This is a genomic window from Chlorobiota bacterium (assembly GCA_016710285.1).
GTDB lineage: Bacteria > Bacteroidota > Ignavibacteria > OLB7 > OLB7 > OLB7.
Window position 1 is genome coordinate 2,417,449 of the sequence record JADJXR010000001.1, and the last position, 25,484, is coordinate 2,442,932.

Annotated in this window: 23 protein-coding genes and 2 pseudogenes; 13 read left to right on the forward strand and 12 right to left on the reverse strand. The window is 58.3% G+C overall.

Annotation, left to right across the window (positions count from 1 at the left end; genetic code table 11):
- The first annotated feature begins 12 nt into the window (after positions 1 to 12).
- The gene (locus IPM61_08625) at positions 13 to 1,944 is read left to right on the forward strand and encodes a bifunctional homocysteine S-methyltransferase/methylenetetrahydrofolate reductase (GenBank protein MBK8911385.1); all 1,932 of its coding nucleotides are present in this window, start codon (positions 13 to 15) and stop codon (positions 1,942 to 1,944) included.
- A 63-nt stretch (positions 1,945 to 2,007) separates the two neighbouring features.
- On the opposite strand, the gene IPM61_08630 is transcribed toward IPM61_08625, so the two are convergent.
- The 3 genes from IPM61_08630 to IPM61_08640 all read right to left on the reverse strand — a co-directional run bounded on the left by IPM61_08630 (position 2,008) and on the right by IPM61_08640 (position 4,852).
- The gene (locus tag IPM61_08630) at positions 2,008 to 2,928 is read right to left on the reverse strand and encodes an acetaldehyde dehydrogenase (acetylating) (protein ID MBK8911386.1); all 921 of its coding nucleotides are present in this window, start codon (positions 2,926 to 2,928) and stop codon (positions 2,008 to 2,010) included.
- Positions 2,929 to 3,578: 650 nt separating this feature from the next.
- Positions 3,579 to 4,367, reverse strand: coding sequence for a fumarylacetoacetate hydrolase family protein (locus IPM61_08635; GenBank protein MBK8911387.1), 789 nt, complete (start codon positions 4,365 to 4,367; stop codon positions 3,579 to 3,581).
- Positions 4,368 to 4,423: 56 nt separating this feature from the next.
- Entirely contained in the window at positions 4,424 to 4,852 is a 429-nt protein-coding gene (locus IPM61_08640) for a RidA family protein (GenBank protein MBK8911388.1), read from the reverse strand.
- A gap of 292 nt (positions 4,853 to 5,144) precedes the next feature.
- Here IPM61_08640 and IPM61_08645 point away from each other — a divergent pair, with 292 nt between their 5' ends.
- The 7 genes from IPM61_08645 (at position 5,145) to phnE (ending at position 11,423) form a co-directional block, all read left to right on the forward strand.
- Positions 5,145 to 6,686, forward strand: a complete 1,542-nt coding sequence (locus IPM61_08645; GenBank protein ID MBK8911389.1) for a YifB family Mg chelatase-like AAA ATPase — start codon at positions 5,145 to 5,147, stop codon at positions 6,684 to 6,686.
- Between the two features lie 111 nt (positions 6,687 to 6,797).
- The gene (locus tag IPM61_08650) at positions 6,798 to 7,523 is read left to right on the forward strand and encodes a TIGR04255 family protein (GenBank protein ID MBK8911390.1); all 726 of its coding nucleotides are present in this window, start codon (positions 6,798 to 6,800) and stop codon (positions 7,521 to 7,523) included.
- Entirely contained in the window at positions 7,524 to 7,991 is a 468-nt protein-coding gene (locus IPM61_08655) for a hypothetical protein (GenBank protein MBK8911391.1), read from the forward strand.
- A gap of 15 nt (positions 7,992 to 8,006) precedes the next feature.
- The gene (locus IPM61_08660) at positions 8,007 to 8,582 is read left to right on the forward strand and encodes a hypothetical protein (GenBank protein MBK8911392.1); all 576 of its coding nucleotides are present in this window, start codon (positions 8,007 to 8,009) and stop codon (positions 8,580 to 8,582) included.
- Between the two features lie 90 nt (positions 8,583 to 8,672).
- Complete coding sequence (locus IPM61_08665; GenBank protein MBK8911393.1) at positions 8,673 to 9,443, forward strand: phosphate/phosphite/phosphonate ABC transporter substrate-binding protein; 771 nt, start codon at positions 8,673 to 8,675, stop codon at positions 9,441 to 9,443.
- A 275-nt stretch (positions 9,444 to 9,718) separates the two neighbouring features.
- Positions 9,719 to 10,573: a phosphonate ABC transporter ATP-binding protein gene (gene phnC / locus IPM61_08670; GenBank protein MBK8911394.1), complete on the forward strand. Its 855-nt coding sequence runs from the start codon at positions 9,719 to 9,721 to the stop codon at positions 10,571 to 10,573.
- A gap of 82 nt (positions 10,574 to 10,655) precedes the next feature.
- Positions 10,656 to 11,423 carry a phosphonate ABC transporter, permease protein PhnE gene (gene phnE, locus IPM61_08675; GenBank protein ID MBK8911395.1) on the forward strand — a complete coding sequence of 256 codons (768 nt, stop codon included), beginning with the start codon at positions 10,656 to 10,658 and terminating at the stop codon, positions 11,421 to 11,423.
- A 237-nt stretch (positions 11,424 to 11,660) separates the two neighbouring features.
- Here phnE and rnc read toward each other — a convergent pair whose 3' ends face one another.
- The 7 genes and pseudogenes from rnc to plsX all read right to left on the reverse strand — a co-directional run bounded on the left by rnc (position 11,661) and on the right by plsX (position 18,334).
- Positions 11,661 to 12,518, reverse strand: coding sequence for a ribonuclease III (rnc, locus tag IPM61_08680; protein MBK8911396.1), 858 nt, complete (start codon positions 12,516 to 12,518; stop codon positions 11,661 to 11,663).
- Between the two features lie 93 nt (positions 12,519 to 12,611).
- Positions 12,612 to 13,868, reverse strand: a complete 1,257-nt coding sequence (gene fabF, locus IPM61_08685; GenBank protein ID MBK8911397.1) for a beta-ketoacyl-ACP synthase II — start codon at positions 13,866 to 13,868, stop codon at positions 12,612 to 12,614.
- A gap of 227 nt (positions 13,869 to 14,095) precedes the next feature.
- Positions 14,096 to 14,332, reverse strand: coding sequence for an acyl carrier protein (locus IPM61_08690; GenBank protein ID MBK8911398.1), 237 nt, complete (start codon positions 14,330 to 14,332; stop codon positions 14,096 to 14,098).
- A gap of 201 nt (positions 14,333 to 14,533) precedes the next feature.
- Positions 14,534 to 15,293: pseudogene (fabG, locus tag IPM61_08695) on the reverse strand (3-oxoacyl-[acyl-carrier-protein] reductase).
- Positions 15,290 to 16,219 (reverse strand): ACP S-malonyltransferase, encoded by a 930-nt coding sequence (gene fabD, locus IPM61_08700; protein ID MBK8911399.1) that lies wholly within the window; start codon positions 16,217 to 16,219, stop codon positions 15,290 to 15,292. The pseudogene fabG and the gene fabD overlap by 4 nt, the downstream one beginning before the upstream one ends.
- A 34-nt stretch (positions 16,220 to 16,253) precedes the next feature.
- Positions 16,254 to 17,248: pseudogene (locus IPM61_08705) on the reverse strand (ketoacyl-ACP synthase III).
- 54 nt (positions 17,249 to 17,302) lie between these two features.
- Positions 17,303 to 18,334, reverse strand: coding sequence for a phosphate acyltransferase PlsX (plsX, locus tag IPM61_08710; GenBank protein MBK8911400.1), 1,032 nt, complete (start codon positions 18,332 to 18,334; stop codon positions 17,303 to 17,305).
- 196 nt (positions 18,335 to 18,530) lie between these two features.
- On the opposite strand from plsX, the gene IPM61_08715 reads away from it, so the two are divergent.
- From IPM61_08715 to IPM61_08725, 3 genes are all read left to right on the forward strand, one after another.
- The gene (locus IPM61_08715) at positions 18,531 to 19,085 is read left to right on the forward strand and encodes a hypothetical protein (GenBank protein ID MBK8911401.1); all 555 of its coding nucleotides are present in this window, start codon (positions 18,531 to 18,533) and stop codon (positions 19,083 to 19,085) included.
- A gap of 95 nt (positions 19,086 to 19,180) precedes the next feature.
- A complete protein-coding gene (locus IPM61_08720; GenBank protein MBK8911402.1) occupies positions 19,181 to 19,993 on the forward strand; it encodes a methyltransferase domain-containing protein in 813 nt (270 codons plus the stop codon).
- An 80-nt stretch (positions 19,994 to 20,073) separates the two neighbouring features.
- The gene (locus IPM61_08725) at positions 20,074 to 20,991 is read left to right on the forward strand and encodes a histone deacetylase (GenBank protein MBK8911403.1); all 918 of its coding nucleotides are present in this window, start codon (positions 20,074 to 20,076) and stop codon (positions 20,989 to 20,991) included.
- 91 nt (positions 20,992 to 21,082) lie between these two features.
- Here IPM61_08725 and IPM61_08730 read toward each other — a convergent pair whose 3' ends face one another.
- The gene (locus IPM61_08730) at positions 21,083 to 21,607 is read right to left on the reverse strand and encodes a methylated-DNA--[protein]-cysteine S-methyltransferase (protein ID MBK8911404.1); all 525 of its coding nucleotides are present in this window, start codon (positions 21,605 to 21,607) and stop codon (positions 21,083 to 21,085) included.
- Between the two features lie 273 nt (positions 21,608 to 21,880).
- Entirely contained in the window at positions 21,881 to 23,710 is a 1,830-nt protein-coding gene (locus IPM61_08735; protein MBK8911405.1) for a DEAD/DEAH box helicase family protein, read from the reverse strand.
- 496 nt (positions 23,711 to 24,206) lie between these two features.
- On the opposite strand from IPM61_08735, the gene IPM61_08740 reads away from it, so the two are divergent.
- Together IPM61_08740 and IPM61_08745 are read left to right on the forward strand one after the other, a co-directional pair.
- Positions 24,207 to 24,446, forward strand: coding sequence for a NifU family protein (locus IPM61_08740; protein ID MBK8911406.1), 240 nt, complete (start codon positions 24,207 to 24,209; stop codon positions 24,444 to 24,446).
- A 107-nt stretch (positions 24,447 to 24,553) separates the two neighbouring features.
- A complete protein-coding gene (locus tag IPM61_08745; protein ID MBK8911407.1) occupies positions 24,554 to 25,480 on the forward strand; it encodes an ATP-binding cassette domain-containing protein in 927 nt (308 codons plus the stop codon).
- Positions 25,481 to 25,484 lie beyond the last annotated feature (4 nt).

The window sequence follows — 25,484 nt, forward strand, 5'->3', positions numbered from 1 at the left end:
AAGCTGGCACAAGTGGGGAACTTGTGCCAGCATTGTTTTCCCCCTTCGCACCACTATTTTTCGCCGCAATCGTTCTTCCATTTTAGCTGCCGAACCGCTCTGAACCGCTCATTTCAACAACGCCTTGCCGATGGTCCCATCTTGATGGATGGCTCCATCGAATCCACGCTTCGCGCCCGCGGCCACCGCGAGCACCCGGTGGAACTCTACAACCTGAAGAACCCGTTCCTGATCGAGAAGCTCCACCGCGAATTTCTGGAGGCGGGGGCGGAGATTATCCAAAGCAACACCGCCGGCGCAAACGCCCTGACGCTGGCGGCGCACGGCCTGCACGACAAGGTCTATGAGATCAACCGGAAAGGTGTGTGGCAGGCGCGGCAGGCGGCGGTTGGCCGGGCGTACGTTGCCGGGGTGGTGGGGCCGGTGGGGAAGTTCCTTGCTCCGATTGGCAAGCTCCATCACGAGGATGTTCGCGAGGCCGCAATGGCCCAGCTTCACGCACTGCTGGACGGCGGTTGCGACCTGCTTCTGCTGAAATCATTCATCGAGATTGAGGAGCTGGAGATTGTGTTGGAAGCGGCGCGCCATATCTCCGCCGATATTCCGATCATCGCCCACAAAACCTTCCCCGAGGATGCTGCAGTGCTGGCCACCGAGTTCCCGCGCCAGATTGCTGCACGAATCGCACGGCACGGCGTTGCCGCCATTGGGTCCAACGGAACCGTTGGGCCAAACCGGATGCTTGCCATTGTCCGCTCGCTTGCTGGCGTGGGTGAGCTTCACGGGGGGATTCATCTTTCGGCGCAGCCAGACATTGGGATACCAACGCTGGTGGATGGCCAACCGGTGTACAACGCCACGATTGAGTACGTTGCCAACTCCGTCAAATCGTTGGTGGAGCATGGCGTGACGGTGGTGGGGGCCGACGGCGGCGCGTTGCCCGAGCATATCCGCGCCATCCGCGAAGCGATTGATGGATTGCCGGTGGGGAAGCCGGAAATAAAAGTGAAAAAAAAGAAGGAGCCGCAGGATCAGGGGAACGCCGCCAACCAGCAGGGAAGCCGCTTCCACCAATCGCTTGGCCGGAAGTTCCTGGTCACTGTGGAGCTTGACGTGCCGCGTGGTGTGGAGATGGAGCATCTGTTCGAGTCCGCCGAATACCTGCACCAGCATGGGATTGATGCCGTCAACATCAGCGACGGCGCGCGGGCGCGGCTTCGGATGAGTTCCATCACCATCAGCCACCTTATCGCCCAGCGGACCGGGATGGAGTGCATCACCCACCTTTCCTGCCGCGACCGCAACATGGTGGGGTTGCAGGCGGAGCTGCTGGGGGCGCACGCGCTTGGCTTGCGGAACATCCTTGCCGTCACGGGGGACCCCACCCACATTGGCGATTACCCCTATGCCACTTCGGTCTATGATGTTGATTCGGTTGGATTGATCCGCACGCTTACCCGCATGAACGGCGGCGAGGATTTGATGGGGAACCCGGTGGGAAGTGGCGGAACGAACTTCATGGTTGCCTGCGCGGTGAACCCAATGGCGTTCGACATTGAACGGGAGATTGAGCGGTTGGAACGCAAGGTGGCCGAGGGGGCGCACGTGGCCTTCACGCAGCCGATGTTCGAGGCCGCCACCGTGCGCCAGCTGCTTTCCCGAACCGAGCATCTGAACATCCCGATCATGGTTGGAGTGATGCCGTTACGGAGCGCGCTTCATGCCGAATTTTTGCACCACGAACTTCCTGGAATGTTCATCCCCGAGGCGATTCAGCAGCGGATGAAAGGGGCGGCGCAACCGTTGGAGGAAGGGGTGGAGATTGCTGTGGAATTCCTGCAAAGCATCGCCGACGTTCGGGAGCGGATCGCGGGGATGTATATCATGCCCCCGGGGAAGCGGTTCGACATGATCGTGGAGATTCTGCGGCGGATGCAGGGCTAATCTTGCCCCGCCCGCCGCAGCCGAATGAATCCAACCGAAATGAATCCAACCGAAGGGATTGCCTTATCCCCCAACGCTTGCGGCGTTCCTTGCCATTTCTTCCCCCATTCGGAGTGCCGCGCTGGTCATAATATCCAAGTTCCCGGCGTAGTTCGGAAGGTAGTGGCCCGCCCCTTCCACCTCCAACAAGCAGGTAACTTTCAGCCCGCTGAAGGGGCCAACGCCGGGGATGGTGACGTTCACTTCGTCAAAGATTGGGGGCTTTAGCAAACGGTAGCCAGGGACGTACTCCGCAACCCGCGCAACAACGTTGGCAATGGATTCGGCAATCCTTTCCTGGCTGGCGGGGGCGCAAAAAGTATAAACGGTGTCGCGCATGATCAGGGGCGGCTCGGCAGGGTTCAGGATGATGATGGCTTTCCCCCGTTTTGCCCCGCCAATCAGCTCGATGGCGCGCGCGGTGGTTTGGGTGAATTCATCAATGTTGGCGCGGGTTCCCGGCCCGGCGGACTTGCTGGCGATGGATGCCACAATCTCACCATACTCCACCGCTGCCACCTGGCTTACGGCCCACACAATCGGAATGGTTGCTTGGCCGCCACACGTCACCATGTTCACGTTTGGGGCGTTGATATGCTCCTGCAAGTTCGCCACCGGTATCACGTAGGGGCCAATGGCTGCCGGGGTTAAATCCACCACACGTTTCCCATGCTTCTGCAGAACCTCCGCGTGGTGCAGATGCGCCCTGGCGGAGGTGGCGTCGAACACAAGGTCAATCTCTGGAAACAGCGGATGGTTCACCAATCCATCAATCCCTTCGTGGGTGGTGGCCACCCCCATGTTTTGGGCGCGGCGCAACCCGTCGGAATTGGGGTCAATCCCCACAAACACCCCCATGCGAAGGTGCTTGGCGTTCCGAAGAATTTTCACCATAAGGTCGGTCCCAATGTTCCCAGAACCGATGATCGCGACAGTTGAAGCCATGTGTGTGTGATATGTGTTGAGAAAATTGTGCGCGGAAGCGACCCCGATTCAATCGGGACGGTAGCGGCCCCGACCTCCGTCGGGGCGGTAGCGGCCCCGACCTCCGTCGGGATTGATAACAGGTCTTTAGCCTGCCCAGTGAGATAACGCCGAAGGCTAAAGACCTTCGGCTACCCGGTCTTCGGTTACCGGAGTGGTAGCGACCCCGACCTCCGTCGGGGCGGTAGCGGCAGGTCTTTAGCCTGCCCAGTGAGATGACACCGAAGGCTAAAGACCTTCGGCTACCCGGTCTTCGGTTACCGGCGTGGTAGCGGCCCCGACCTCCGTCGGGGCGGTAGCGGCCCCGACCTCCGTCGGGATTGATAACAGGTCTTTAGCCTGCCCAGTCCCGACCTCCGTCGGGATTGATAACAGGTCTTTAGCCTGCCCAGTGAGATGACACCGAAGGCTAAAGACCTTCGGCTACCCGGTCTTGAGCTACCGGCGTGGTAGCGGCCCCGACCTCCGTCGGGGCGGTAGCGGCCCCGACCTCCGTCGGGATTGATAACAGGTCTTTAGCCTGCCCAGTGAGATGACACCGAAGGCTAAAGACCTTTGGCTACCCGGTCTTCGGTTACCCGACCTTCGGCTACCGGAGGTTGGGCTGACGGTTAAAACGTCACGGCGACTTCGCTCAGGCGGCCAACGTGGACGGTGATCCAATCGCCGGAAACCACCGGCTGGACCGGGCCAAGCGCGCCGGAAAGAATCACTTGCCCCGCCGAAAGCTGCTGGCCGAATTCCCCAAGCCGATTGGCCAGCCATGCAACCGCGTTCACCGGGTCCCCCATGCAGGCCGCTCCGGCTCCGGTGGAGGCCACGTGCCCATTTTTCCGAAGGGTCATTCCAATGGTTCGCAGGTCTATCTGGCGAAGCAATGCGGGCTGCGGGCCAAGCACGAACATTCCGCTGCTGGCGTTGTCGGCAACGGTGTCCTGGATGGTGATCTGCCAATCTTTCACCCGCGAGTCAATGATCTCGATGGCTGGCAGAACGCAGTCGGTGGCTTCAACCACCTGCGCCGGGGTGATGCCTGGGCCAACAAGGCATTTTTTCAGAACGAACGCAATCTCACCCTCCACCCGTGGTTGCAGCAGTTTGGTGATGTCGGCGCGGCCAGCGTTTGGGACCGCCATGTCGTCCAACAATCCCCCAAAATCTGGCTCGCTAACGTTCAGCCAATTCTGGACGGCGCGGCTGGTGATGCCAATTTTTTTGCCGACCATCCGCGCCCGTTTCCCGAACAGCCCCCGCTCGTTCATCCTGCGGTCCAGGTTGATTTGCTGGATTGCATAGGCATCCTGCAACGTCAGCGCGGGCCGAAGCTGAGTAAGCGGCTGGCACGGGGTTCCGGAAAACTGCGCATCCCACAGGATTGCGGCAAGGTCGGTGTTGTTCATGGTAGATAGGGAGGGAATCGGAAAATTGGCAGATGTTGAACCGGTTCGCGTGGCGGTTACTCCGCTTCGGCGCGTTTCCAGGCCACGGCTTTCATCTCAATCAACAAGTTCGGATGCGGAAGCTGGTGGACGGCGCAAGTGGTGCGGACCGGCCCAGTCTCCCCGTTGAAGTACTGGTTATAGACCTCGTTCATCCCGGCGTAGTCGTCCATATCCACCAGCATCACCAGCAGGTCCACCACGTTCTCCAGCCCGGCCCCGGCGGCTTCCAGGATTGCCTTGATATTCTCAATCACCGCGCGGGTTTGCTCGCGGATGTCCAGCTGGACGCTTCCATCCTCCTTGATCGTCACCCCTGCGTGGGTGTTGTCGAACCGGCGTGAGGAGACGCCGGAGACGTAGATGAAATCGCCAACGCGCCGGGCGTGGGGATAGTTCGCCAACGCCTGCGCGCGGTCGCCAAGAATGTATGCTGTGCCGTTCATGGAAGCCCCAGGGAAAAAAGGGAATGCGTGTGAGTGCATCGGAAGGTTGCCGTGGCGAACTTATAGAGATTTTGCAGAAGTACCCTTCGGTGCTGCAAGCTGAAACAGGGGCGGCCAGCATTCTTTGGCAAGCGGCCACCATTTTCTTCGCTTTTTCATCCGTCCGCTGCTGGTGGTTCGTGTGGTCCACACTATTTTCCCGCCCAACACTGTTGTCCAACGTGCCAGCGTTCCCAAGCATCGTGGCATTGTTCCGTTTTCACGCACGCACACTCTCATCATTATCACGTTTATGTTTTCTCAGCTTCGCTCCGCCAGCACCGTCGGGATCAACGCGTTTCTTGTTGAGATCGAGACGCACGTCGAAAACCAAATGTATTCCTTCACCATCGTTGGATTGCCCGACAACGCCGTGCGGGAAAGCCGTGAGCGGGTGGCGGCGGCAATCAAGAACAGCGGGCTTGGCGTTCCGGCAAAAAAGTTCACCGTCAACCTTGCCCCGGCTGATGTTCGCAAGGAAGGGTCGGCCTTCGATTTGCCAATCGCGCTGGGGATACTAACCGCCACCGGGCAAATTCCTGCCGAGCCGCTGCGCGACACGTTGGTGCTGGGGGAGCTTGCGTTGGATGGCTCGCTTCGTCCCGTCCACGGCGTGCTTCCGGTGGTGCTTGCTGCGCGCCAGCAGGGGATCCGCCGGATCATCCTTCCCCGCGACAACGCCGACGAATCGGCATTGGTGGAGGAGGTGGAGACGATCCCCGCAACTTCGCTCCGTGAGGTTGCCGACTATCTTAGCGATGTTGCGCCGATTGCCCCGCACCGCGTGAACCGTGCCGAGCTGTTCGCCAGCGGAAACGATTTCGGGGTGGATTTGGCCGACGTGAAAGGGCAGGAGAATGTGAAGCGTGCGTTCGAGGTTGCGGCGGCGGGGGGGCATAATCTTATCATGGTTGGTCCGCCCGGCGCGGGGAAAACGATGATCGCAAAACGGATGCCCACGCTGCTTCCGCCAATGGCGTTCGACGAAGCGTTGGAGACGACGAAGATTCATTCCGTGGCGGGAATCCTTCCGCACGGCGCGGCGTTGGTGACGGCGCGCCCGTTCCGCAGCCCGCACCACACCATCAGCGATGCCGCGCTGGTTGGCGGGGGAATGGGGATTGCTCGCCCGGGGGAGATTTCGCTGGCGCACCACGGCGTGCTGTTTTTGGATGAGCTTCCGGAGTTTGCGCGGAACGTGCTGGAGGTGATGCGCCAACCGTTGGAGGATAACAAGATCACCATCTCGCGCACAAAACTGAGCCTGACTTTTCCGTGCAATTTCATGTTGGTGGCCAGCATGAACCCTTGCCCGTGCGGCAACTTTGGCAACCCGAATGCCGAGTGCACCTGCACGCCGCAGCAGATCCAGCGGTACATGTCCAAAATCAGCGGGCCGCTGCTGGACCGGATTGATATCCACATTGAGGTTGCGGCGGTGAAGTATCAGGAGCTTGCATCGAAGCGGAGCGGGGAAAGCTCGGCGGATGTTCGCCAGCGGGTGGTGGCCGCACGCCAGCGCCAGGCCGAACGGTTCAGCGGGCGAACCGATGCATTCAAGAATGCCGACATGACCTCCAGCGATATCCGCGAGCATTGCGCGTTGGACGCTGCCGGGCAGGAGCTTCTGAAAATGGCGATGTCGCGGTTGGGATTATCGGCCAGGGCGTACGACAAAGTGCTGAAAGTTTCCCGCACCATTGCCGACCTTGCGGGGGAGGAAACAATCCGCCCCGAGCATCTTTCCGAAGCAATCCAATACCGCAGCCTTGACCGGCAATTTTGGAATGTGTGATTTTTTGGGGGGGTGTGGTGGTGAAATTCGTTCTTTTGCATTTTCGTTATAGAGAAGCCAGCGGCCACAATAGCTTGTGCCAGCATCCGTATCATTGCTATCTTCAACATCATGGTGCAGCGATTACCAAAACGTATTTCCCCATGCCCGATACAAGAGGCGGTTATTGAACTCCGCTTCCAGACAGATATGCCCGCAGATGCCGTATTTGGGGCGATATATCAGACGGTTCGGGATAGCTATCCGCAGTTAAAGCGTTTACCGCTTGCCAATATTCCCGAAGAGCTTCGCAAAGAAATGCAGGTGCAATATGAGCCGCTGTATCACCTTGTCAATCCAAATTTTCTCTGCTTGATTGGTCCGCAAGTGTTGTCGGTGGAAGCGCAAGGTGAATACCCCGGCTGGCATCGTTTCAAAGCGGAGGTGTTGGACACTTTCAACAAGGTGCAGAATGGAGCAGGCGTATTAAAATCAATCACCAGAATTGGAATGCGGTATATCACGGTATTTGATTGGAATGTATTGCCGGAACTTTCTGTTGAATTAAAACTGGCGCAAAGAAATCTTCAATATGAGCGCATGGCATTGCAAACATATTTTATGCGTGATACGTTCCATTGCACAGTACATCTTAGCAATATTGAGCAGAGCGATGATGGTGGCACAAAAACACGAATAGACATTGATATTGCCTACATACCCACAGAAGACGACACCTGGCTTTCGATAGAGCAAACGATTGATGCTGCCCACATGATTGAAAAGCAAGAATTTTTTGCACTGCTTACGCCGGAATTTCTTGAGACATTACATCCTGAATATGAAGAGGAACAATAAATGACTGCGATAGCAAAAACGCTGATCCATAACAGAGGAACCTCATCAAGCTATAATGACCGAGGAAATACCTCCAATCCATTATCTCAGTATTCCCCTGCATTATCTGAACTCTCAGGGGCATCGCGTGGAATTCTTGGCGAAGCGGGGATGAGGCGATTTAATGATTTTTGGAATCAGAAAGAGGGGTGGTATCCAGGAGGAGGAGGGGAGCGGCTTTCACGCAATGCGGTTCGTTATTTCAATAATTTTAGTGCGTTCCTTGAATCCTTGCCTTTCCCAGTGAATATTTTTATGGGTTTGGAAGGGAGCTTGGAAATCACGTGGCGTAATGCCGAAGGAAAATTGTTCGACGTAGAATTCTTTGACGACCGCATCGAATATTATTTTGAAGCAACAGCCGAAGAAGATTGCATCAAACCAGCATTGATAAAAACCCTTGTTGAGAAAATTATGAAACAGTTTTAGGGTGATTGCCTACGTATGAACCCTAACGACTCCATACGGCCAGATGAATTTCTTGCTCGAGCAATAACATCAGAGATTTTTGATGGCACAGAGCTTTCCCCAAGCGCAATGTGGCAAAAGAAAGGTGAGACTTCTGTTAGCCGATTAGAGCTTTTACGGTTAGAAGAACTAACACCTATTTGGAAACATGATCTTCACAAACCGCCAGGCAAAGAACTGCTGAAAATCGCAATATTTACTCTGGATGAATTGCAAAAAGTGTATGATGAATTTCAAGCTCAACAGAATCAGCCAACCAATGATCTTGTTCTTGTACAACCGGACCCTTGCCCCGTGGTAGCCGTGGGCAAAAAATATTCTGTATATCCCCAATCCGATTTTTATCAAGATTGCCAGTGCACGTTCAATGCCGATCAACTCCACTGCCCTGTTGTGGCAAGAATATGCCCGGATCCATGCCCTCGGAATAAGGCTCATGCCGTCATTACAACCAAAATTTCCCGTGGATTGGGAAATAGATTAAATGCATTCCTAAAAGAGCATGAGCGTATCCAAGATTTGCCCTTATCCACGGAAGATCGCTTCGGTTGATCGAGCCTTCAGGCATACAGTGAAATCGGAGCTTTGCCTCCGCCTTGTTTGGCATGATCTTCGCAACGTAAAACCTCTCTGTCTTTGGCAATGCTACATCTTCTTCCGCGCCTTCCCCTTCTCCTTCTGCTTGCCGTAATCTTCCCGTGTATCGCTTTGGCCCAGCCGGAGCCGAAGCGGGAGATTGTCATTGGGCTGAATCCATCCGAACGGGCGGAGAACGTCCAGAAAAATGCCGACATCCTGGCGCAGATGATTAGCCAGCGTGCGGGAATGCCGGTGAAGATTTTTGTGGCCCACGACTACAGCGGATTGGTGGAAGCGCTTCGCGGGCGGACGATTGACTTCGCATTCTTTGCCCCGCTGACCTACGTCTTTGCCGAAAAAATTGCCGATGCGCGGGTGTTGCTAAAAGCCGAACGCCGTGGCCGCCCCTACTACTACGGCTGCATCATCGTCCATGCCGACAGCGGCTACCGGACGCTGGCCGACCTGAAAGGGAAGGAGATCGCATGGGTGGACCCCACCTCCACCAGCGGCCATATCTACCCCAAAGCCGCCCTGAAGGCAATCGGCATCAACCCCGACACCTATTTTGGAAAACAGACGTTTGCCGGCGGGCATGATAAGGTGGTGCTTTCGGTCATCAACGGAACAATCACGGCGGGGGCAACCTACCCAACGATACTATCGGGGAAAGCGGGTCCTGGACCCAGCTTGGCGATGGCGCGTACAACGGAAAAGTCCGCCCCATTTTCTTTTCCCCCCCGATCCCGGGCGATAACATGGCCACCTCGCAGTTTATGCTGGACACCTACCCGCAGATTGTTCAGAAGGTCACCGCTGCCGTGCAAAGCCTGACTGCCGACTCCGCCGGGAAGGTGCTGATGCAGCAGATGTACCACGTGGATGCCATGATCCCCGCCACCAGTGCCGACTACGACCCCGTGCGCCGCGCTGCCGAGCTGATGAACCTTGACATCAGCGGAAAAGTGAAACCGGGCGATGCCAAACCAACCGACAGCGCGTCGGTGGCCAAAGCGGAGCAGCGGCAATCGGAGCGGGAGCGGAACGCCACCATCTCCTACGTTCTGTTTGGAATTGGGCTTGCCATTGGGGGGATTGTTCTGGCCTGGATGACCCGCCGCGAACACCGCAACCGCCGTGCGCTGGTGCGCCAGGAATCGCCCGCCGCGCCGCCAATTCCCAACACCAGCGCGCAATATCTGCTCCGCAATCTTGGGGTGGTGTATCGCGACAGCAACGGGAAGGAGTTCACGGCGATGCGGGGGGTGAATCTGGAGATTCAGCGGGGGGAGTTCATTGCGGTGATTGGGTTGTCGGGGGCGGGGAAATCCACCTTCCTCCGATGCCTGAACCGGATGAACGAGCCATCAACGGGAACACTGCTGTTTGACGGGGAAGATATCACCCACGCCACCGGCCCACGGATTGTTGAGATTCGGCGGCAGGTGGGGTTCATCTTCCAGCAATTCAATCTGGTGAAAACCATCTCCGTGCTGAACAACGTCCTGACCGGAAGGCTAAGCCGCACCGGGTGGATGAACTCAATGCTGGGGCGATACTCACGCCAGGACCGCGAGATAGCGATCCGGTATCTGACCGAGGTTGGGCTTGCCGACAAAGTGAACAACCGCGCCGACCGGCTAAGCGGCGGCCAGCAGCAGCGTGTGGCCATTGCCCGCGCATTGGCCCAGCAACCCAAAGTGATCCTTGCCGATGAGCCAATGGCCTCGCTGGACCCAAAGCTGAGCGAGGTGGTGCTGATGATCCTGCAGCGGTTCAACCGCCAGGAAAAGATCACGGTGGTGGTGAACCTTCACGTGCTTGAACTTGCGCGGCAGTATGCCGACCGGATCATCGCCTTCCGCAAAGGTGAGATTGCCTTCGACGGCAAGCCGGACCAGCTAACGCCGGAGATTGTGGAGGCGATTTACCAGATTGAGAAAGAAGTGCTGGAGAGCTTGTAGCCCACGGCACATCACCCCGCCAGTGAAGAATCTGCGATTTGTGGCGGGCCCTCCTGAATGTTCCCAACAACCAACTTCCGATATGTCCAAACGGTTATTTCTTTACCTGCTGATTGCGTGCGTGGTTGGCTTCACGATATGGAGCATGGGCACCACGGAAATGGACCTTGAGAAGATCCGCCAGGGCTTCTTTGTGAAGCCATTCTTCGGGGATTTCCTGCTGGGTTTGTGGCCGCCAAATTGGAGCATCCTTGATGAGGTGTCGTGGCAGATGTTGGTCACCATCCAAATGGCGTGGGTTGGGACGTTGCTTGCCACCATCATCTCCCTGCCGCTCTCGTTTGTTGCTGCGCGGAACATCACCCCAACGGTTGCTCTTGGGGCAACCGCCCGGTTCTTCTTCAACGTGGACCGCTCGGTTGATGTGCTGATTGTGGCGCTGATCCTGGTCTCCGCCGTTGGCTTGGGGCCGATGGCGGGGGTGCTGGCCCTTGCCGTGCATTCGGTTGGCTCGATGGGGAAATTATTCACCGAGGCGATTGAGACGATTGACCGCGGCCCGATCGAGGCGTTGGAATCCACCGGCGCGTCGCGGTCGCAGGTGATTCGGTGGGGGGTGGTTCCGCAAGTGATGCCGCTGCTGATCTCCAACTTCTTCTACCGGCTGGAGCTGAACATCCGGTCCTCGGTGATTTTGGGAATTGTTGGGGCCGGCGGCATTGGGTTTATGCTGTACGATAACATCAAGCAGTTCCAATACCAGAACGTCTCGATGATCCTTCTGATGATTATCGTGCTGGTGATGGGAATAGATTACATCAGCGGAAGATTGCGGAAGGCAACGGGATAGGGTTGGTGGCTGGCGGATGGGGTGGCCGCCTTTGCAAAGGGTAGCCGAAGGTCTTTAGCCTTCGGCAGGTGAAGGGTAGCCGAAGGTCTTTAGCCTTCGGCAGGTGAAGGGTAGCCGAAGGTCTTTAGCCTTCGGCAGGTGAAGGGTAGCCGAAGGTCTTTAGCCTTCGGCGGCAGGCTAAAGACCTGTTATCAACCCCGACGGAGGTCGGGGCCGCTACCGTCCCGTGGAGCTGCTTTACTTCCCGTTTGCTGGCATTTGGATATTCAGCCGTTCCACGGCTTCGGCGGCGGCGGCTTGTTCGGCTTGTTTTTTGTTGCGCCCGGTTCCCAATCCCAGCGGTTCCTCGATAGTGCTGGTCACTACCTGGATGGTGAACACCCGCTCATGGTCCGGACCCTCCTGCGACACCACCACATAACGTGGGATACCCATCCCGTTGGCCTGCAAGTGCTCTAACAGGATGCTCTTGTAGTTCTCCTCGGTGAACAAAATCTTCTCGAACATCTCCGGCGTAAGAAGCGTGCGCGATAGGAACTCTTTCACCGGACCAAGCTGTGATCCGCTGTCCAGATAGAGTGCGGCCAGCAGGGCCTCGAACCCATCGGCCAGAAGGGAATCGTTCCCCTGGGCAAGGGATTGATTGGCGGAGGTGTTCAGCAGCATGTAGCGTTCCAGCTGGATTGCGCGGGCGCAGATCATCAACGCCTTGCGGTTCACCAGGCGGCTTCGCAGCTTCGTTAGTTCCCCTTCTTGGATGTCGTGGTAGCGGTGGAACAGGAACTCCCCAATCAGCATATTCAAAATGCTGTCCCCCAGAAACTCCAACCGCTCGTTGCTGACCGCCCCTTTGTCATCCAGCACCTGCAAGTAGCTGCGGTGAAGCAATGCCTGCTCGAAGTAGGCAACGTTGCGGATCTGGTGCCCGGTGATCGCTTCAATGGCAGCAATGGAGTCTGCCGAAAGCAGGTTCCGAGGGGAGAAAATTTTGTTGGGCTGCGGGGAAAAAATCAGCATGGCGGTCGCCGTTTCGCTGGGCGACCGCCCGAACAGCTTCCCCACCAATTGCCGGATAACAGTGCTTGACGGTTTCAAGCCGGAACCTTTTGCTTACTGGGATTATGGAACTTGGTAGAACAGCATTCTGCCCCTTCCCCACACAAAACTGTAGCCGCAGCGTGCGGGGAGTTATTCCTCGAATCGGCGGAAGCAGAGCGATGCGTTGTGGCCGCCAAAACCGAAGGTGTTGGAGATCGCCACGCGGACATCGTGCTTGCGCGCAACGTTCGGAACAAAATCAATGGTGATTGCGGGGTCGGGAGTGTTGTTGTTGATGGTTGGGTGGACAATCCCGTTGACGATTGTCAGCACCGCCGCGATTGCCTCCACCGCGCCGGCGGCCCCCAACAAATGCCCCGTCATGGACTTGGTGCTGCTAATCAGCAGCTTGTTGGCATGGTCGCCAAACAGGTTCCGGATTGCAGTGGTTTCGGCCAGGTCCCCCAATGGAGTGGAGGTCCCATGGACGTTGATGTAATCAACATCGGTAAGCTCCAACCCTGCATCGCGAATTGCTTGGCGCATCGAGCGGTACGCGCCTTCGCCATCGGGAGGGGGCGCGGTGATATGGTGGGCATCGCCGGTAAGGCCAATGCCAACAATCTCGGCATAGATGGTTGCCCCGCGTGCTTTTGCGTGCTCCAGCTCCTCCAGCACGATTGCTGCGCCACCTTCCCCCAGCACGAACCCGTCGCGGTCAACATCGAACGGGCGGCTTGCGGTTTTGGGGTCGTCGTTGCGGGTGGAGAGTGCTTTCATGGCGTTGAATCCGCCAATCGCCATGGGGGTGACAACGGCTTCGGATCCGCCGGTTATCATCAGGTCCGCATCGCCACGCTGGATCAGCATGAAGGCATCGGCAATTGCGTGGGAGCTTGTGGCGCACGCGCTGGTGGTGGCGTAGTTCGGTCCTTTCAGGTTGAACCGCATCGAGATCATGCCGGCGGCGATATCGGCGATCAGCATCGGGATAAAGAACGCGCTGATGCGGCGCGGGTTGTTCGTCTCGAACAGCACCCGTTGCTGGTTATGGTAGGTCCACATCCCGCCAATGCCGGAGCCGAACACCACGCCGAATCGTTCGGGGTCGAACGTGCCGGAGGATAATCCTGCATTGGCCATTGCTTCATCGGCGGAGGCCAGCGCGAACTGGGTGAACTGGTCGGTGCGCCCAACGGTCTTGCGATCCAGCCGCTCCACTGGGTCAAATCCTTTCACCTCGCAGGCGAACGTGGTCTCGTAGCCGGTTGCGTCGAACCGTGTGATGAAGTCGGCACCGCTGGTGCCGGCGATCAGTGCTTGCCAGTACTCCGGAACGGTGTTTCCAATTGGGTTCACCGTGCCCATGCCGGTTACAACAACTCTGCGATCAGTGTGTCGCGCCATCTGTTGGTGTCAAGTATGTTGGAAGTTCAGGGAGGGGGAAGCTCGCGATCCCCACAGGAATGCCAGGGGAAGATCCATCCGCTTATTGAAGGTGCGGAATGGGGCGGCAAAATAAATGCCCGGTCTCTCATGCTGTGGAAGCCGTGGGAGACCGGGCGATGCGTCCGCATGATGTCACGCACAGGGGGGGACAGCTTGGAATAAGGGATAAGCCAGCCCCCAAAGGATCAGACGGTTTTTGTTTGCAGATAGCTTACTGCATCGCCAACGGTCTGGATTTTTTCGGCATCGGTGTCGTCAATGGTGACGTCGAATGCCTTTTCAAATTCCATGATAAGCTCGACCGTATCGAGCGAATCGGCACCAAGATCGTTGATGAAGGATGCCGAAGGAGTGATCTGCGACTCCTCGACGCCCAGCTTGTTGATAATGATTTGCTTGACTGTTGACTCAACGTCTGCCATTGCTTGTCTCTCCGTAAGGAAGTAGTTGTATTGTTGTGAATGTCAGTTGGAAGCAGTTCACGTTGCCAGTAACCTCTTCCGTAGTTGGGAGGCCACGGCACAAACGGGACGCAATCTAACCAGATACCTCACCCCTGAAATGCGACAATCGGCAACCTGGCGAATGGTGCTGGACCGATTGCCCTATCGTTCAGCCCGGGGTTACGCCATCGTCATGCCGCCATCAACGGCGAAGGTTTGCCCGGTGATGTAGGCGGCATCGTCGCTGGAAAGGAACGCCACCAGCCCCGCGATGTCCCCCCCTTGCCCAATCCGTTTCAGCGGAATCTGTGCCGATAACTCGGCCTGCTGCGTTTCGTTCAGCGCGGCGGTCATGTCGGTTTGGATGTAGCCCGGCGCAATGCAGTTGGCCAAAATATTCCGCGATGCCACCTCGCGCGCAACCGATTTTGTTAGCCCAATCACCCCCCGCTTTCGAGGCCACATAATTGGCTTGCCCGGCGTTCCCAACCAGCCCCACCACCGAGGCGATGTTGATAATCCGCCCCCAGCGTTCCCCCATCATCGGGCGTAGAACGGCTTTGGTTGCCAGGAAGGTTCCGGTCAGGTTTGTGCGGATCACGTTCTCAAAATCTTCAACGCTCATCCGCAGCATCAGCGTGTCTTTTGTGATCCCCGCGTTGTTCACCAATATATGGATTTTCCCCCATGCTGTCAGGACTTTTTCCACCATTGCCGCCACGTGGTCGGGGTTGGCAACGTCGCATTGAATTGCCATTGCGCGGTCGGCTCCCAGTGCCGCTTCAATTTCGGCGGCGGGGCCGGGGGAGCTGTTGTAGGTGAATGCCACGCGCGCGCCTTCGGCGGCCAATCGTTCCACAATTGCGCGCCCAATTCCGCGGGCCCCGCCTGTGACAATGGCGACGCGCCCTTCCAATCGTCCGGGGTTGTTCTGGCTCATGCTTCGGTTGTGTTTGCGTTGAACTCGTCAATCTGCCCTTGATGCTCGATGCTGGTGACGTTGCTTCCGGGAAGTATCCGTTTTACCAGGCCTTGCAGCACCGTTCCGGGTCCCACTTCCACAAAGCGGGTTGCCCCAAAGGCTCCCATATTTTGCACCGACTCGGTCCAGCGAACCGGGGCGGTTAGCTGCGCCAGCAGTGCGGCGCGGATGTCGTCGGCAAGGGTGATGGCTTGGGCCGAAACGTTCACGTACACCGGAATCTCGGCATCGCGGATTGGCGTGGTTTCCAACGCTTGCGCCAGCCGCTGGCGGGCCGGCTCCATTAACGGCGAGTGGAACGCGCCGGAGACGTTCAGCTGCTTGGCCAGCTTTGCGCCGGCTTCTTTTGCCCGTTTCATTGTTTCGGCCACCGCTTCCGGTGTGCCGCTGACCACCAATTGGCCCGGCGAATTAAAGTTTGCCGGCTGCACCACCCCAATTTCCTGCCAAACTTCAGCGCAGATGGCTGCTACCTTCTCATCATCCAGCCCAATGATTGCGGCCATGGTCCCAGGCTGCTGTTCGCCAGCTTCCTGCATCGCCGCGCCGCGAAGCTGCACCAGCCGCAGCGCGTCGTCGAAGGTGAGGGCGTTGGCAACCGCAAGCGCGGTGTACTCCCCCAACGAATGCCCCGCCACCATGTCGGGCTGGGGGGTGTCCAGCAGTTGATAGAGGGCGTAGCTGTGGAGAAAAATCGCCGGCTGGGCGTTGCGGGTTTGCCGCAGCTCATCATCGGGGCCTTCAAACATGATGCCGGTTAGCTGGAACCCAAGCACGTCGTCGGCACGGTCGCAGATGTCGCGAATGATCCCGTTGTTGATGTACGTTTGGCGGCCCATGCCAACATACTGGGAGCCTTGCCCCGGGAACAGAAATGAGCGCATAGTTTGGGAGGGTTGGATTGATAACGTTCTTGAATTAGTACGCCCAGCGGAGATAGCCCGCGCCCCACGTGTAGCCGGCTCCGAAGGTTGCCAGCACCACTCCATCACCTTTTTCTAACAGCCCTTGTTCCCACCATTCCCCCAAGCAGATTGGGAGGGTTCCGGCGGTGGTGTTGCCGTAGCGGTCAATGTTCACCATCACGCTTTCCATCGGCAGGCCCATGCGGTCGGCGGTGGCGCTGATGATCCGAAGATTGGCTTGGTGCGGGACCAGCCAGCGGATGTCGGCGGCGGTAAGGTTGTTGCGGCGCATGATGCTTTCGGCAACGTCCGCCATTCCCACCACTGCCGATTTGAAGACGGTCTTTCCATCTTGGAACACGTAATGCATCTTCTGGGCAACGGTCTCGGCCGTTGGTGGGTTCAGGCTTCCCCCCCCTTTCATGTGAAGGTTGCAGCCGCCGGTGCCGTCGGTGTGAAGTTCGAAATCAAGCAGGCCCAGCGACTCATCTTCAATGGCTTCCAGCAGCACCGCGCCGCCGCCGTCGCCGAACAGGATGCAGGTGTTCCGGTCGGTGAAATCAAGGATGGGCTCATCTTATCGGCCCCCACCACCAGGACGTTTTTGTGCGCGCCGCTTTCAATCATTTTTGCGCCGGTGTTCAGCGCGAACAGGAAGGCGGAGCAAGCCCCGGAAAGATCAAATCCCCAGGCCTTCGTTGCCCCAATTTTTTCCTGGATCACGCAGGCGGTGGAGGGGAAGAACATATCGGGGGTGACGGTGGCAACAATGATGCACTCCACCGCATCCGCGCCGATTCCGCGCCGCTCCAAGCATTGCCGAATGGCCGGGACCGCAAGGTCGCTGGTGGGACCCTCTTTCAGGAATCGCCGCTCGATAATGCCGGTGCGCTCGCGAATCCACTGGTCGCTGGTCTCCAGAAAACTCTCGAAGTAATGATTGTCGAAGCGGTCCGGCGGAAGGTAGTATCCCACCGATGTGATAGCGGCGCGTTTCAGCAGATTCATGAAGGATAGTTTCTCTGGTTTGATAAATCCGTTGCGGCCAAGTGCGGATTGCGGTTACTGCTTGGCCGCGTTCCCAATGGCCGCAGCAATCTTTTGGTTGACCTCTTTCCGCACCATTTCTTCGGCCTTGAAGATCATATTCTTAATGGCTTTGGCGGTGGACCCACCATGCCCGATAATGGAGACCCCGTTCACCCCTAACAGCGGAACCCCGCCATATTCTTGGTAGTCCATCTCGCGGAACACCCCTTTCAGCACCCCTTTCGATAAGCCCGTCATCAGCTTTTTCAGGAAGCCGGAGTTGGCGTAGTTCGTCAGCTTTGCGCGAAGCAGGCCGGGGACGCTTTCGGCAAATTTCAGGATGATGTTGCCGGTGAACCCGTCGCAGATCACCACGCGCACCGTTCCTTTCAGGATGTCGCGCCCTTCCACGTTTCCAACAAAATTCAAACTGCTGGATTTCAGAAGCTCGTAGGCTTGCACGGCGCGTTCTTCCCCTTTCCCTTCCTCCTCGCCAACGTTCAGCAGCCCAACGGTTGGGCGCGGGTAACCAAAGATGCTTTCGGCATAGACGCTGGTCATCACCGCGAACTCATACAGGTTGCGCGGTTTGGTGTCCACGTTTGCGCCAACATCGGCAACGATGGTGTAGCCGTTGGCCGAGGGGAATTGCGAGGCAATCGTCGGGCGGGCAATGCCCGGGATGCGCCCCAGGATAAACGTGGAAGCGGCCATCACCGCGCCGGTGTTCCCTGCCGAGACGAAGGCATCGGCCTGGCCCTCGCGGTGAAGCGTCAGCCCGCGAACAATCGAGCTGTCGCGCTTGGACCGGACGGCTTGCGCCGGTTCGTCGTCCATTGCAATCACCTCCGTGGCGTTGGCAATGGCGATGCGGCTGCGGTCCACCGCCGGGAACTTGGCCAGCTCCGCCTCAAGCTCTGCTTGGCGACCAACCAGCGTCAGCGTGAAGTCGCGGCCACGTTGGCGCATCTCCTGAAGTGCGTCAATCGCCCCACGCACATCTTCCGACGGTGCGCGGTCGGTACCCATGGCATCAAAAGCAATTCGGACAGGGGAGTTACTCATCTTGAAGGAGGGCAAACCTACGCTTGCGCCCCAATGTAAGCAACCGGAACTGACAACGTGTTACCGGGGGCATTGCAAAGTGCCAAATCAGCGATGGAAAGGGGTGGGTAGCCGCCCGCCGACCCGCCGGGATGGATGAAGCCTTCAGCGTCCGATGCGATTTCGCTAACTTGGCCGCCCGCTAAAAGGCCAGGCAATGAACAGAAAACCGCAACCCCTTACTCCGGCAACCGCACAGCAGATTGATGCTGGCAGCGGCGTGCCTGCTGCGGGGGGAAGCGTGGTTGGCGGAATGGCTTCCGGGAACGTGCCGGAAGGTTCGGTGTTCGATCGCCACATCGAATCGAAAAATCTCTCGCTGATTGTTGATGACATTCTCCCTTCCGGCAGCCTGCTCCTGTTCGTTGGTGCTGATGTGCTGAACTGCTTTATCAACTATGTGGAGCTTCACGCCGTGATTGTGGAGCGGGACCCGGAGGAGGACGAGCGGTATATCTCCATCTCCAACCGTTTCTACACCCATTTCCATGAGTTCGGGACGGTGATTCATGTGGTGGCTTCGTCGGCGACGCATTGGTGGTATTTCTGCTACGACCTTGACGCCAGCGATTGCGCCATTGGCCGCATCTACCGCGACCGTTGCCCCTTGCCGAACCTGATTGCTTGGGTGCGCAACACCCGGCTAAGCGGGTGCTATCCACTATCCGAAATTGACGTGCGGAACCTGCATGGATGGAGGTCCTTCCAGTAAGGCAATCTTCATCGTTTTTGCGCATCGGCCGTGCAGCCAGCGGCTGTTCGCCAAACCGCTATCAATCACCATCAAAAAAACTTCCCACAATAACCATGACGAATCCCCCTGCTAACCCACTTGCCGTTGCCGAGCCGTGGAACCTTGTTGCCGATGCCTACACTGCGGACATCGTGCCGCAGTTCGAGCTGTTCGCTGCCGACGCGTTGCGGCTTGCCCTGCTTCCCCCATCGCCCCGCATTGTTGATGTGGCCACCGGCCCCGGGACGCTGGCGTTGGTTGCCGCCGCCGATGGCGCAACCGTTAGTGCCCTTGATTTCTCCCCTGCGATGATCGCCAATTTGGAACGCCGCGCTGCCGCGCTGGGTATCACCACTGTCCAGGTGGTTCAGGGGGATGGCCAAGCATTGCCGTTTGATTCCGATAGCTACGATGCAGCATTCTCCATGTTCGGGTTGTTCTTCTTCCCCGACCGCGCCGCTGGGTTCCGCGAACTCCATCGCGTGATCCACCCCGGTTGCCGTGCGGTGGTGAGCAGCTGGGCCCCGTTCCGCAGGCCGTTCGGGCTGGTGATGGATGCCGTTCGCGAGTTCCTTCCGGGCCTTCCGTTTGGCGATGGAAAAGCTCCGCTGGGGGACCCCGATGAATTCGCGCAGGAGATGACCAGCGCGGGGTTCCGCGATGTCCAGATTCACCAGATCACCCACACCACTGTGGCCTCCTCGTTGCAAGCATTTTGGAAATCCGCGCAGCAAGCAAATGCCCCCCTTGTGCTGCTGCAAAAAAAGCTGGGGGAACAGGAATGGCGCAGCGTCAGCGAACGGGTGTACAACCGCCTGCGGGATGAGTTGGGGGAAGGTCCAACCGAGGTTCAGTTCGCCGCATATTTGGGGGTTGGGGTGAAGTAGTGAAGTAGGTGGGGGGCGGCAGAAGATGACCGCGATGCCACAGAGAAACCGAATTGTAGCAGTAATTCTTCCTCTTCCCCATGGTCGTTTTCTACTCCGACAGCTACACCGTCCAGCTTCCCCCGGGGCACCGATTCCCGATGGAGAAATACCGGATGCTGCGCGACGCGTTAATTGAACAGGAAGTGCTGCGGCCCCACGAACTGCACGAAGCAACCCCGGTCCCAATGGAGATGCTGGAGCTTGCCCACAGCCGTGAGTATATCCGCAGTTTTTGCGACGGGAGCGTGGACCCAAAAATCATCCGGCGGATTGGAATCCCCTGGACCGAGGCGTTTGTGCGGCGGTCGCTGGCATCGGTTGGGGGGACGGTGCTGGCGGCGCGGGCTGCGTTGCAGCAAGGGGTGGCGGGGAACATTGCTGGCGGGACGCACCACGCTTTCCGCGAGTATGGCGAGGGATATTGCGTTTTCAACGACATTGCCGTTGCTGCGTTGGCGTTGCTTGCTGCCGGTGCCGTGCGGCGCGTTGCGGTGGTGGATCTGGACGTTCACCAGGGGAATGGAACGGCGGCAATCCTGGGCGGCGATACCCGCGCATTCACCTTCAGCATGCACGGGCGGAACAACTTCCCTTTCACCAAAATCCCCTCCACGTTGGATGTTGGCGTGGAGGATGGAACCGATGACCCCACCTACCTTGCGCTTCTTCGCGAAGCTCTTCCACGGCTCTTCTGTTTTTCCCCCGACATCATCTTCTACCAGGGCGGGGTGGATCCGCTGCGGACCGACACGCTTGGCCGGCTTCAACTAACCCACAACGGATTGATGGAGCGCGACCGGATGGTGATGGAGGCCGCCCGCGATCACGAAATCCCGCTGGTCCTTACCCTGGGCGGCGGCTACGCCAACCCAATCGCCGACACCGTGCAAGCCCACGTCGGGACCTATCAAGTGGGGAAGATGGTGTTTGAGGGGGGCGGGGCGGCGTACTCCTGATTCTGTCGGGGGAGTGAAAGCTGAAGGGCTGTGGCTTATTCCAATCCAATCGGGGCGGATAGGTCATCTTTTGCCGAAGCCACCGCTGGCTCTACAACGCCAATCGTGCTCCTGATGCTTTGGCTTCGTGGTCCAGCAGCCAGCGTTTGCGGTGCAGCCCGGCGGCGTAGCCAACCAACGCGCCATCGTGGGCAACCACGCGGTGGCAGGGGACAACAATCATGAAGGGGTTGTGGGCGTTGGCCTGGCCAACGGCGCGCACAACTTTGGCATCGCCCAGCACCCCGGCTATCTCGCCGTAGCTGCGGGTTTCGCCAAAGGGGATGTGCATCACCTCCTGCCAAACGCGCTGCTCGAACTCGGTGCCGAACATATCCAGCTTCAGGAAAAACTCCTGCCGTTTCCCCGCGAAGTATTCCTCCAACTGAATGGCGCAGGTGCGGATCGGCATGGGAAGAAGTTTGAGGGGCTGCTGCTGGCGGCCAATGCCGGATTCAACAAAGCGAATGCTGGAAACGCCGCGCGCGGTCCCTTCAATGGCAATGGTGCCGATAGGAGAATGGATGCTGATCTGCGCTGCGGTAGCGGTTTGGATGGTTGTTGGCAATTCGCTCATCTGGAACATTCCACTTGTGTGTGTGCTTGTGGTTCGGGCAAACGTACGAAAGGGGAGGGAGTTGTGGAGAAAGGGGGGGCTGCGGTGGATTGGAAGGCTTCGCCGCCGAAGGCCTGACGCCGAAGGCTAAAGACCTTCGGCTACCGTTCCGGTGGCGGCCCCGATCTTTATCGGGGTCGTGTGTCGCCGAAGGCTAACGACCTTTTATCAATCCCGATTCATCGGGGCAGCTACCCGGATTGGCAGCAACATCCTGAACGGTTGCGGGAGTGTTTACGGAACCAACCGCCGTGCGGCGATGCAGCGTTCCAGCCAGTCTTTTTTCTTCACCAACTCGTTGATGCTTAGCTCTTCCTGGGATTTGGAGAACCTCCGTTTGGCCTCGCCGTGGATGAAGTTGATCTCCACAATCTGTCCGTGGGATTTCAGGATGAAGGAGAGCCGCGAGGCAAGGGAAGCACACTCCTGCCGCAGCTCATGCTCGCGCTGGCTGACGTTCAGGATGTAATCTTTCTGGGGTGGCGGGGGGGCTGCGGCGGGTTGCTCGGGGAGCGGTTTGGCAAGCTCTGGGAAAAGCTCAAGCGTGTATCGCTGCATATCGCGGTGCTCAACGTCGCGCAATTCCCATCCGCTTTCGGCGGCGGTGTTGCGGGTAAGCTGTTCGTGGCGTTCGCGCTCCTCCTTCATCCGCACGCCAATCTGTTCTTCGCTGGTGATCCATTCCAGCGTTGTCACTACTTCGGAATCGTTGGCGGCGTAGATGTCGCAGACGTTCCCGGCCTCGCCAAATCCGCCGTAGTAGCGCATCCCCCGGAAGATTTGCTGCAAGGTTTTGGAGTAGGCCCGCACCAGGTCCGCCTTGACGATTACGCTGATCGGCTTGATGTCGGTCCCTTCGCCAATCATATCCACTTGGGCCATCACATCAAGCTGGCCGTTGCGGTATTGCTCCAGCAATTGCTGACGTTCCTCGGCGGGAACGTCCTGGCCGATGCGCGCCGAACGCCATTGCGGAAATCGGCGTTGCACGAACTCCAAAATCGCCTCGGCATGGCGGTTGCTCATGGCGATAATCAGCATCTGGTGGTTGCGTGCGTCCGCTTTTTTTATGGCCGGATTGGCCGCAAGCTCGGCATCGCGCCCCTTCCGTTTTTCGGCGAAGCACTCGAACGCCGGCGCCAGCAGCGACTCCAGATAGACCTCGTGAAACCGGAGCTTCCGCCGCGCCAGGAATGCATCAACATCACTTTTGTTCTTGGTCATCTCCACCATCTGCGACAGCGACAGCTCCACGATTTGGCCGGTTTCGGCATGGGCCAGCTTCAGCCGGTAATCAATCACGTGGGCATGGACCCGCTTCAAGATTTTCCCTTCGGCATGGGCATCGCGCATGGTGACTTCATGGAGTGCGCGGTAGTACTGCTCGCCATCGTTCCGAAGCTCGAACGGAACGCCGAACAAGGTTTTGTTGTCGGACCGCATCGGGGTTCCGCTTAGTGCCACGCTGGCGGCGCAGGGGAATTGGTCAATCTTCGTGGCCCAGGTTCCGTCGTCGGAAAGGTGGTGGACCTCGTCGAACACAAACATGCAGGGGGCCGACTGGCAGAAATGGAGCAACGCCTTGTGGCCACCACGCCCGCTGGCATACTGGTATGTGGTGATGATGATCGAGGTCTCGATGTTTTTCAGGAAGACCTTTTCCGAATCGGCCACGCAGAAGGAGAAGCGGGGCGCGCCGATGCTTTGGAAGACACGGTTCAGCTCCTGCGGGTCGGCGTATTGGTCGCGCAGGTTCCCGCGGGGGACGAACACCACCAACTTTTTGGCAACGCCGATAGCATGCGCCACCACAAACGCCGACAACGCGGTGATTGTTTTGCCGTAGCCCGGCACAAACACCCCCAACTGGTTCAGCGCCCCTGCCCCGAATGCATCGGCCAGTTTAGCAAGGAATTCCTGCTGCCCCCTCCGGAATCGAAATCCGTTGCGGGGGGTGATGCCGGGAAGAAGAATGTTCTGTGGTTCGGTGGTCTCCGCTGGTTGTTGGGTTGGGTGTTGGGTGGTCGGTTGTGAAACGATTGCAGGGCTTGCTGTATGTGACATGGGAGATGATGCGCCGTAAGAGTATCCGCCCGCAGCCTCTCTGAAATTCCCCCCCGCTCCGGTTATGAACGGCGCGAAGATAATCAAAGTGAGGAAGGAGGGGGAGCGGGGAGTCGGAAAAGGGTAGCTGCCCCGATGAATCGGGGTAGCCGAAGGTCTTTAGCCTTCGGCGCCATCTTCGGCCTTCTTGCGTTGCTCCCCCCAAGGGGCTGGGGGGTAGGTTGGGGACACCCGCGAAACCGCATCTATTTCCAAATTTCAGGATCAGAACCTTCTGGGGTCAACGCGAAAGGCCGCCCGTCCCACCGTTCCCCCGAACCCACCCCGCCCTGTTGGGTACCCCTCCGTGGGAGGGGGGCTGTTTCACGAGCGTTTGCGGAAAACTTGCGGGAGGGTTGGGTGGGGGGGATATTTTGGAATCGCTGGCCGGTACAGTCGGGGTGGTTAATTTGCTGGGGCAAAGTTTAGCGCAAAGTTCATCAAGGTGGCCATAACTATGCCTTCTTCCATCAGCGAACGGATCAACCAGGCGATTGCCGCAGTGCGCCCGTACTTGCAGAAGGATGGCGGGGACATTGAGTTTGTTCGGTTCGAGGAGGAGACCCGCACCTGCGAAGTCCGCATGATCGGAAGCTGCGAGCATTGCGCCCTTGCCCCGCTGACCCTTCGCGCCGGGGTGGAAAAAGCGTTGATCTATCACGTCCCCGAAATCCGCCGCGTGGAGCGTGTGCGGTAAGCCGCCCGCGCTTGCTTCCGGTGCTCGTAACCTTCCCGCAATGGCCGCCGTAGCCGCCGCCGAACAACAACCGCCTGCCGGTTTCCATCCACACATTTCGCGTATCCATGATTCATGCCCAACAGTTGCACAAACGCTTCGCAACCATCCATGCCGTAAACGGCGTGACGATCGAAGCACGGCAAGGGGAGATTTTCGGTTTGCTTGGCCCGAACGGGGCCGGGAAATCAACCACCATCAGGATGATTACCACCATCATCCGCCCCGACTCCGGAACCGTGACCTACTCCGGCCACCCTTTCTCCGATTCCATCCGCTCCTCCATCGGCTACCTTGCCGAGGAGCGCGGGCTGTACCAGAAGTCGCGGATCCTTGAGACGATTCTCCACTTTGCCAGCCTGCGGGGCATGGACCCCGCCGCCACACGCCGCCACGCCACCGACTGGCTTCGCCGGTTTGACCTTGCCGGAAGCGAACGCCGCCGCATTGAGGAGCTTTCCAAAGGGAACCAGCAGAAGGTGCAGCTGATTATCGCGCTGATCCACCAGCCGCAGTATATCATCCTTGACGAACCTTCCAGCGGGCTTGATCCTGTCAACCAAGAACTGCTGCGCGCAATCCTGGACCAGCTTCGCGATGAAGGAAAAACCATCATCTACTCCACCCACCAGATGGAGCAGGCCGAGCAGCTTTGCAACCGCATTGCCCTTATCAACAAAGGGGAAGTGGTCCTGGCCGGCACGGTGCAACAGGTGAAGGAGGACCATGGCGGAAACAACGTGGCGATGGAGTTCGAAGGGGATGGAAGATTCCTGCGCGAGCTTCCAATGGTGATGGACGCAAGGATTTATCCGAACGGAGCCGAGCTTGCGTTGCGGCCCGCCGCCACGATTAATGATGTGATTCCCCACATCGGCACGCGGCTATCGCTTACCCGGATTGAGCGGGTTCGGCCATCGCTCAACAGCATTTTTATCGAGACCGTGCGCCGCTCCGCCGGGAAAACAACCGCCACCCATTCCACCAATAATTAAAAGC

Excerpts from the sequence above, each read along its gene's own strand:
- phnE (MBK8911395.1), top strand. The coding sequence starts at position 10,656 with ATGTCCAAACGGTTATTTCTTTACCTGCTGATTGCGTGCGTGGTTGGC.
- IPM61_08745 (MBK8911407.1), top strand. The coding sequence starts at position 24,554 with ATGATTCATGCCCAACAGTTGCACAAACGCTTCGCAACCATCCATGCC.
- IPM61_08740 (MBK8911406.1), top strand. The coding sequence starts at position 24,207 with ATGCCTTCTTCCATCAGCGAACGGATCAACCAGGCGATTGCCGCAGTG.
- IPM61_08645 (MBK8911389.1), top strand. The coding sequence starts at position 5,145 with ATGTTTTCTCAGCTTCGCTCCGCCAGCACCGTCGGGATCAACGCGTTT.
- IPM61_08720 (MBK8911402.1), top strand. The coding sequence starts at position 19,181 with ATGACGAATCCCCCTGCTAACCCACTTGCCGTTGCCGAGCCGTGGAAC.
- plsX (MBK8911400.1), bottom strand. The coding sequence starts at position 18,334 with ATGAGTAACTCCCCTGTCCGAATTGCTTTTGATGCCATGGGTACCGAC.
- IPM61_08640 (MBK8911388.1), bottom strand. The coding sequence starts at position 4,852 with ATGAACGGCACAGCATACATTCTTGGCGACCGCGCGCAGGCGTTGGCG.
- IPM61_08660 (MBK8911392.1), top strand. The coding sequence starts at position 8,007 with ATGAACCCTAACGACTCCATACGGCCAGATGAATTTCTTGCTCGAGCA.
- fabF (MBK8911397.1), bottom strand. The coding sequence starts at position 13,868 with ATGGCGCGACACACTGATCGCAGAGTTGTTGTAACCGGCATGGGCACG.
- IPM61_08635 (MBK8911387.1), bottom strand. The coding sequence starts at position 4,367 with ATGAACAACACCGACCTTGCCGCAATCCTGTGGGATGCGCAGTTTTCC.
- IPM61_08630 (MBK8911386.1), bottom strand. The coding sequence starts at position 2,928 with ATGGCTTCAACTGTCGCGATCATCGGTTCTGGGAACATTGGGACCGAC.
- IPM61_08730 (MBK8911404.1), bottom strand. The coding sequence starts at position 21,607 with ATGAGCGAATTGCCAACAACCATCCAAACCGCTACCGCAGCGCAGATC.
- fabD (MBK8911399.1), bottom strand. The coding sequence starts at position 16,219 with ATGCGCTCATTTCTGTTCCCGGGGCAAGGCTCCCAGTATGTTGGCATG.
- IPM61_08715 (MBK8911401.1), top strand. The coding sequence starts at position 18,531 with ATGAACAGAAAACCGCAACCCCTTACTCCGGCAACCGCACAGCAGATT.
- IPM61_08725 (MBK8911403.1), top strand. The coding sequence starts at position 20,074 with ATGGTCGTTTTCTACTCCGACAGCTACACCGTCCAGCTTCCCCCGGGG.
- IPM61_08665 (MBK8911393.1), top strand. The coding sequence starts at position 8,673 with ATGCTACATCTTCTTCCGCGCCTTCCCCTTCTCCTTCTGCTTGCCGTA.
- IPM61_08650 (MBK8911390.1), top strand. The coding sequence starts at position 6,798 with ATGGTGCAGCGATTACCAAAACGTATTTCCCCATGCCCGATACAAGAG.
- IPM61_08690 (MBK8911398.1), bottom strand. The coding sequence starts at position 14,332 with ATGGCAGACGTTGAGTCAACAGTCAAGCAAATCATTATCAACAAGCTG.
- phnC (MBK8911394.1), top strand. The coding sequence starts at position 9,719 with ATGACCCGCCGCGAACACCGCAACCGCCGTGCGCTGGTGCGCCAGGAA.
- IPM61_08655 (MBK8911391.1), top strand. The coding sequence starts at position 7,524 with ATGACTGCGATAGCAAAAACGCTGATCCATAACAGAGGAACCTCATCA.
- IPM61_08735 (MBK8911405.1), bottom strand. The coding sequence starts at position 23,710 with ATGTCACATACAGCAAGCCCTGCAATCGTTTCACAACCGACCACCCAA.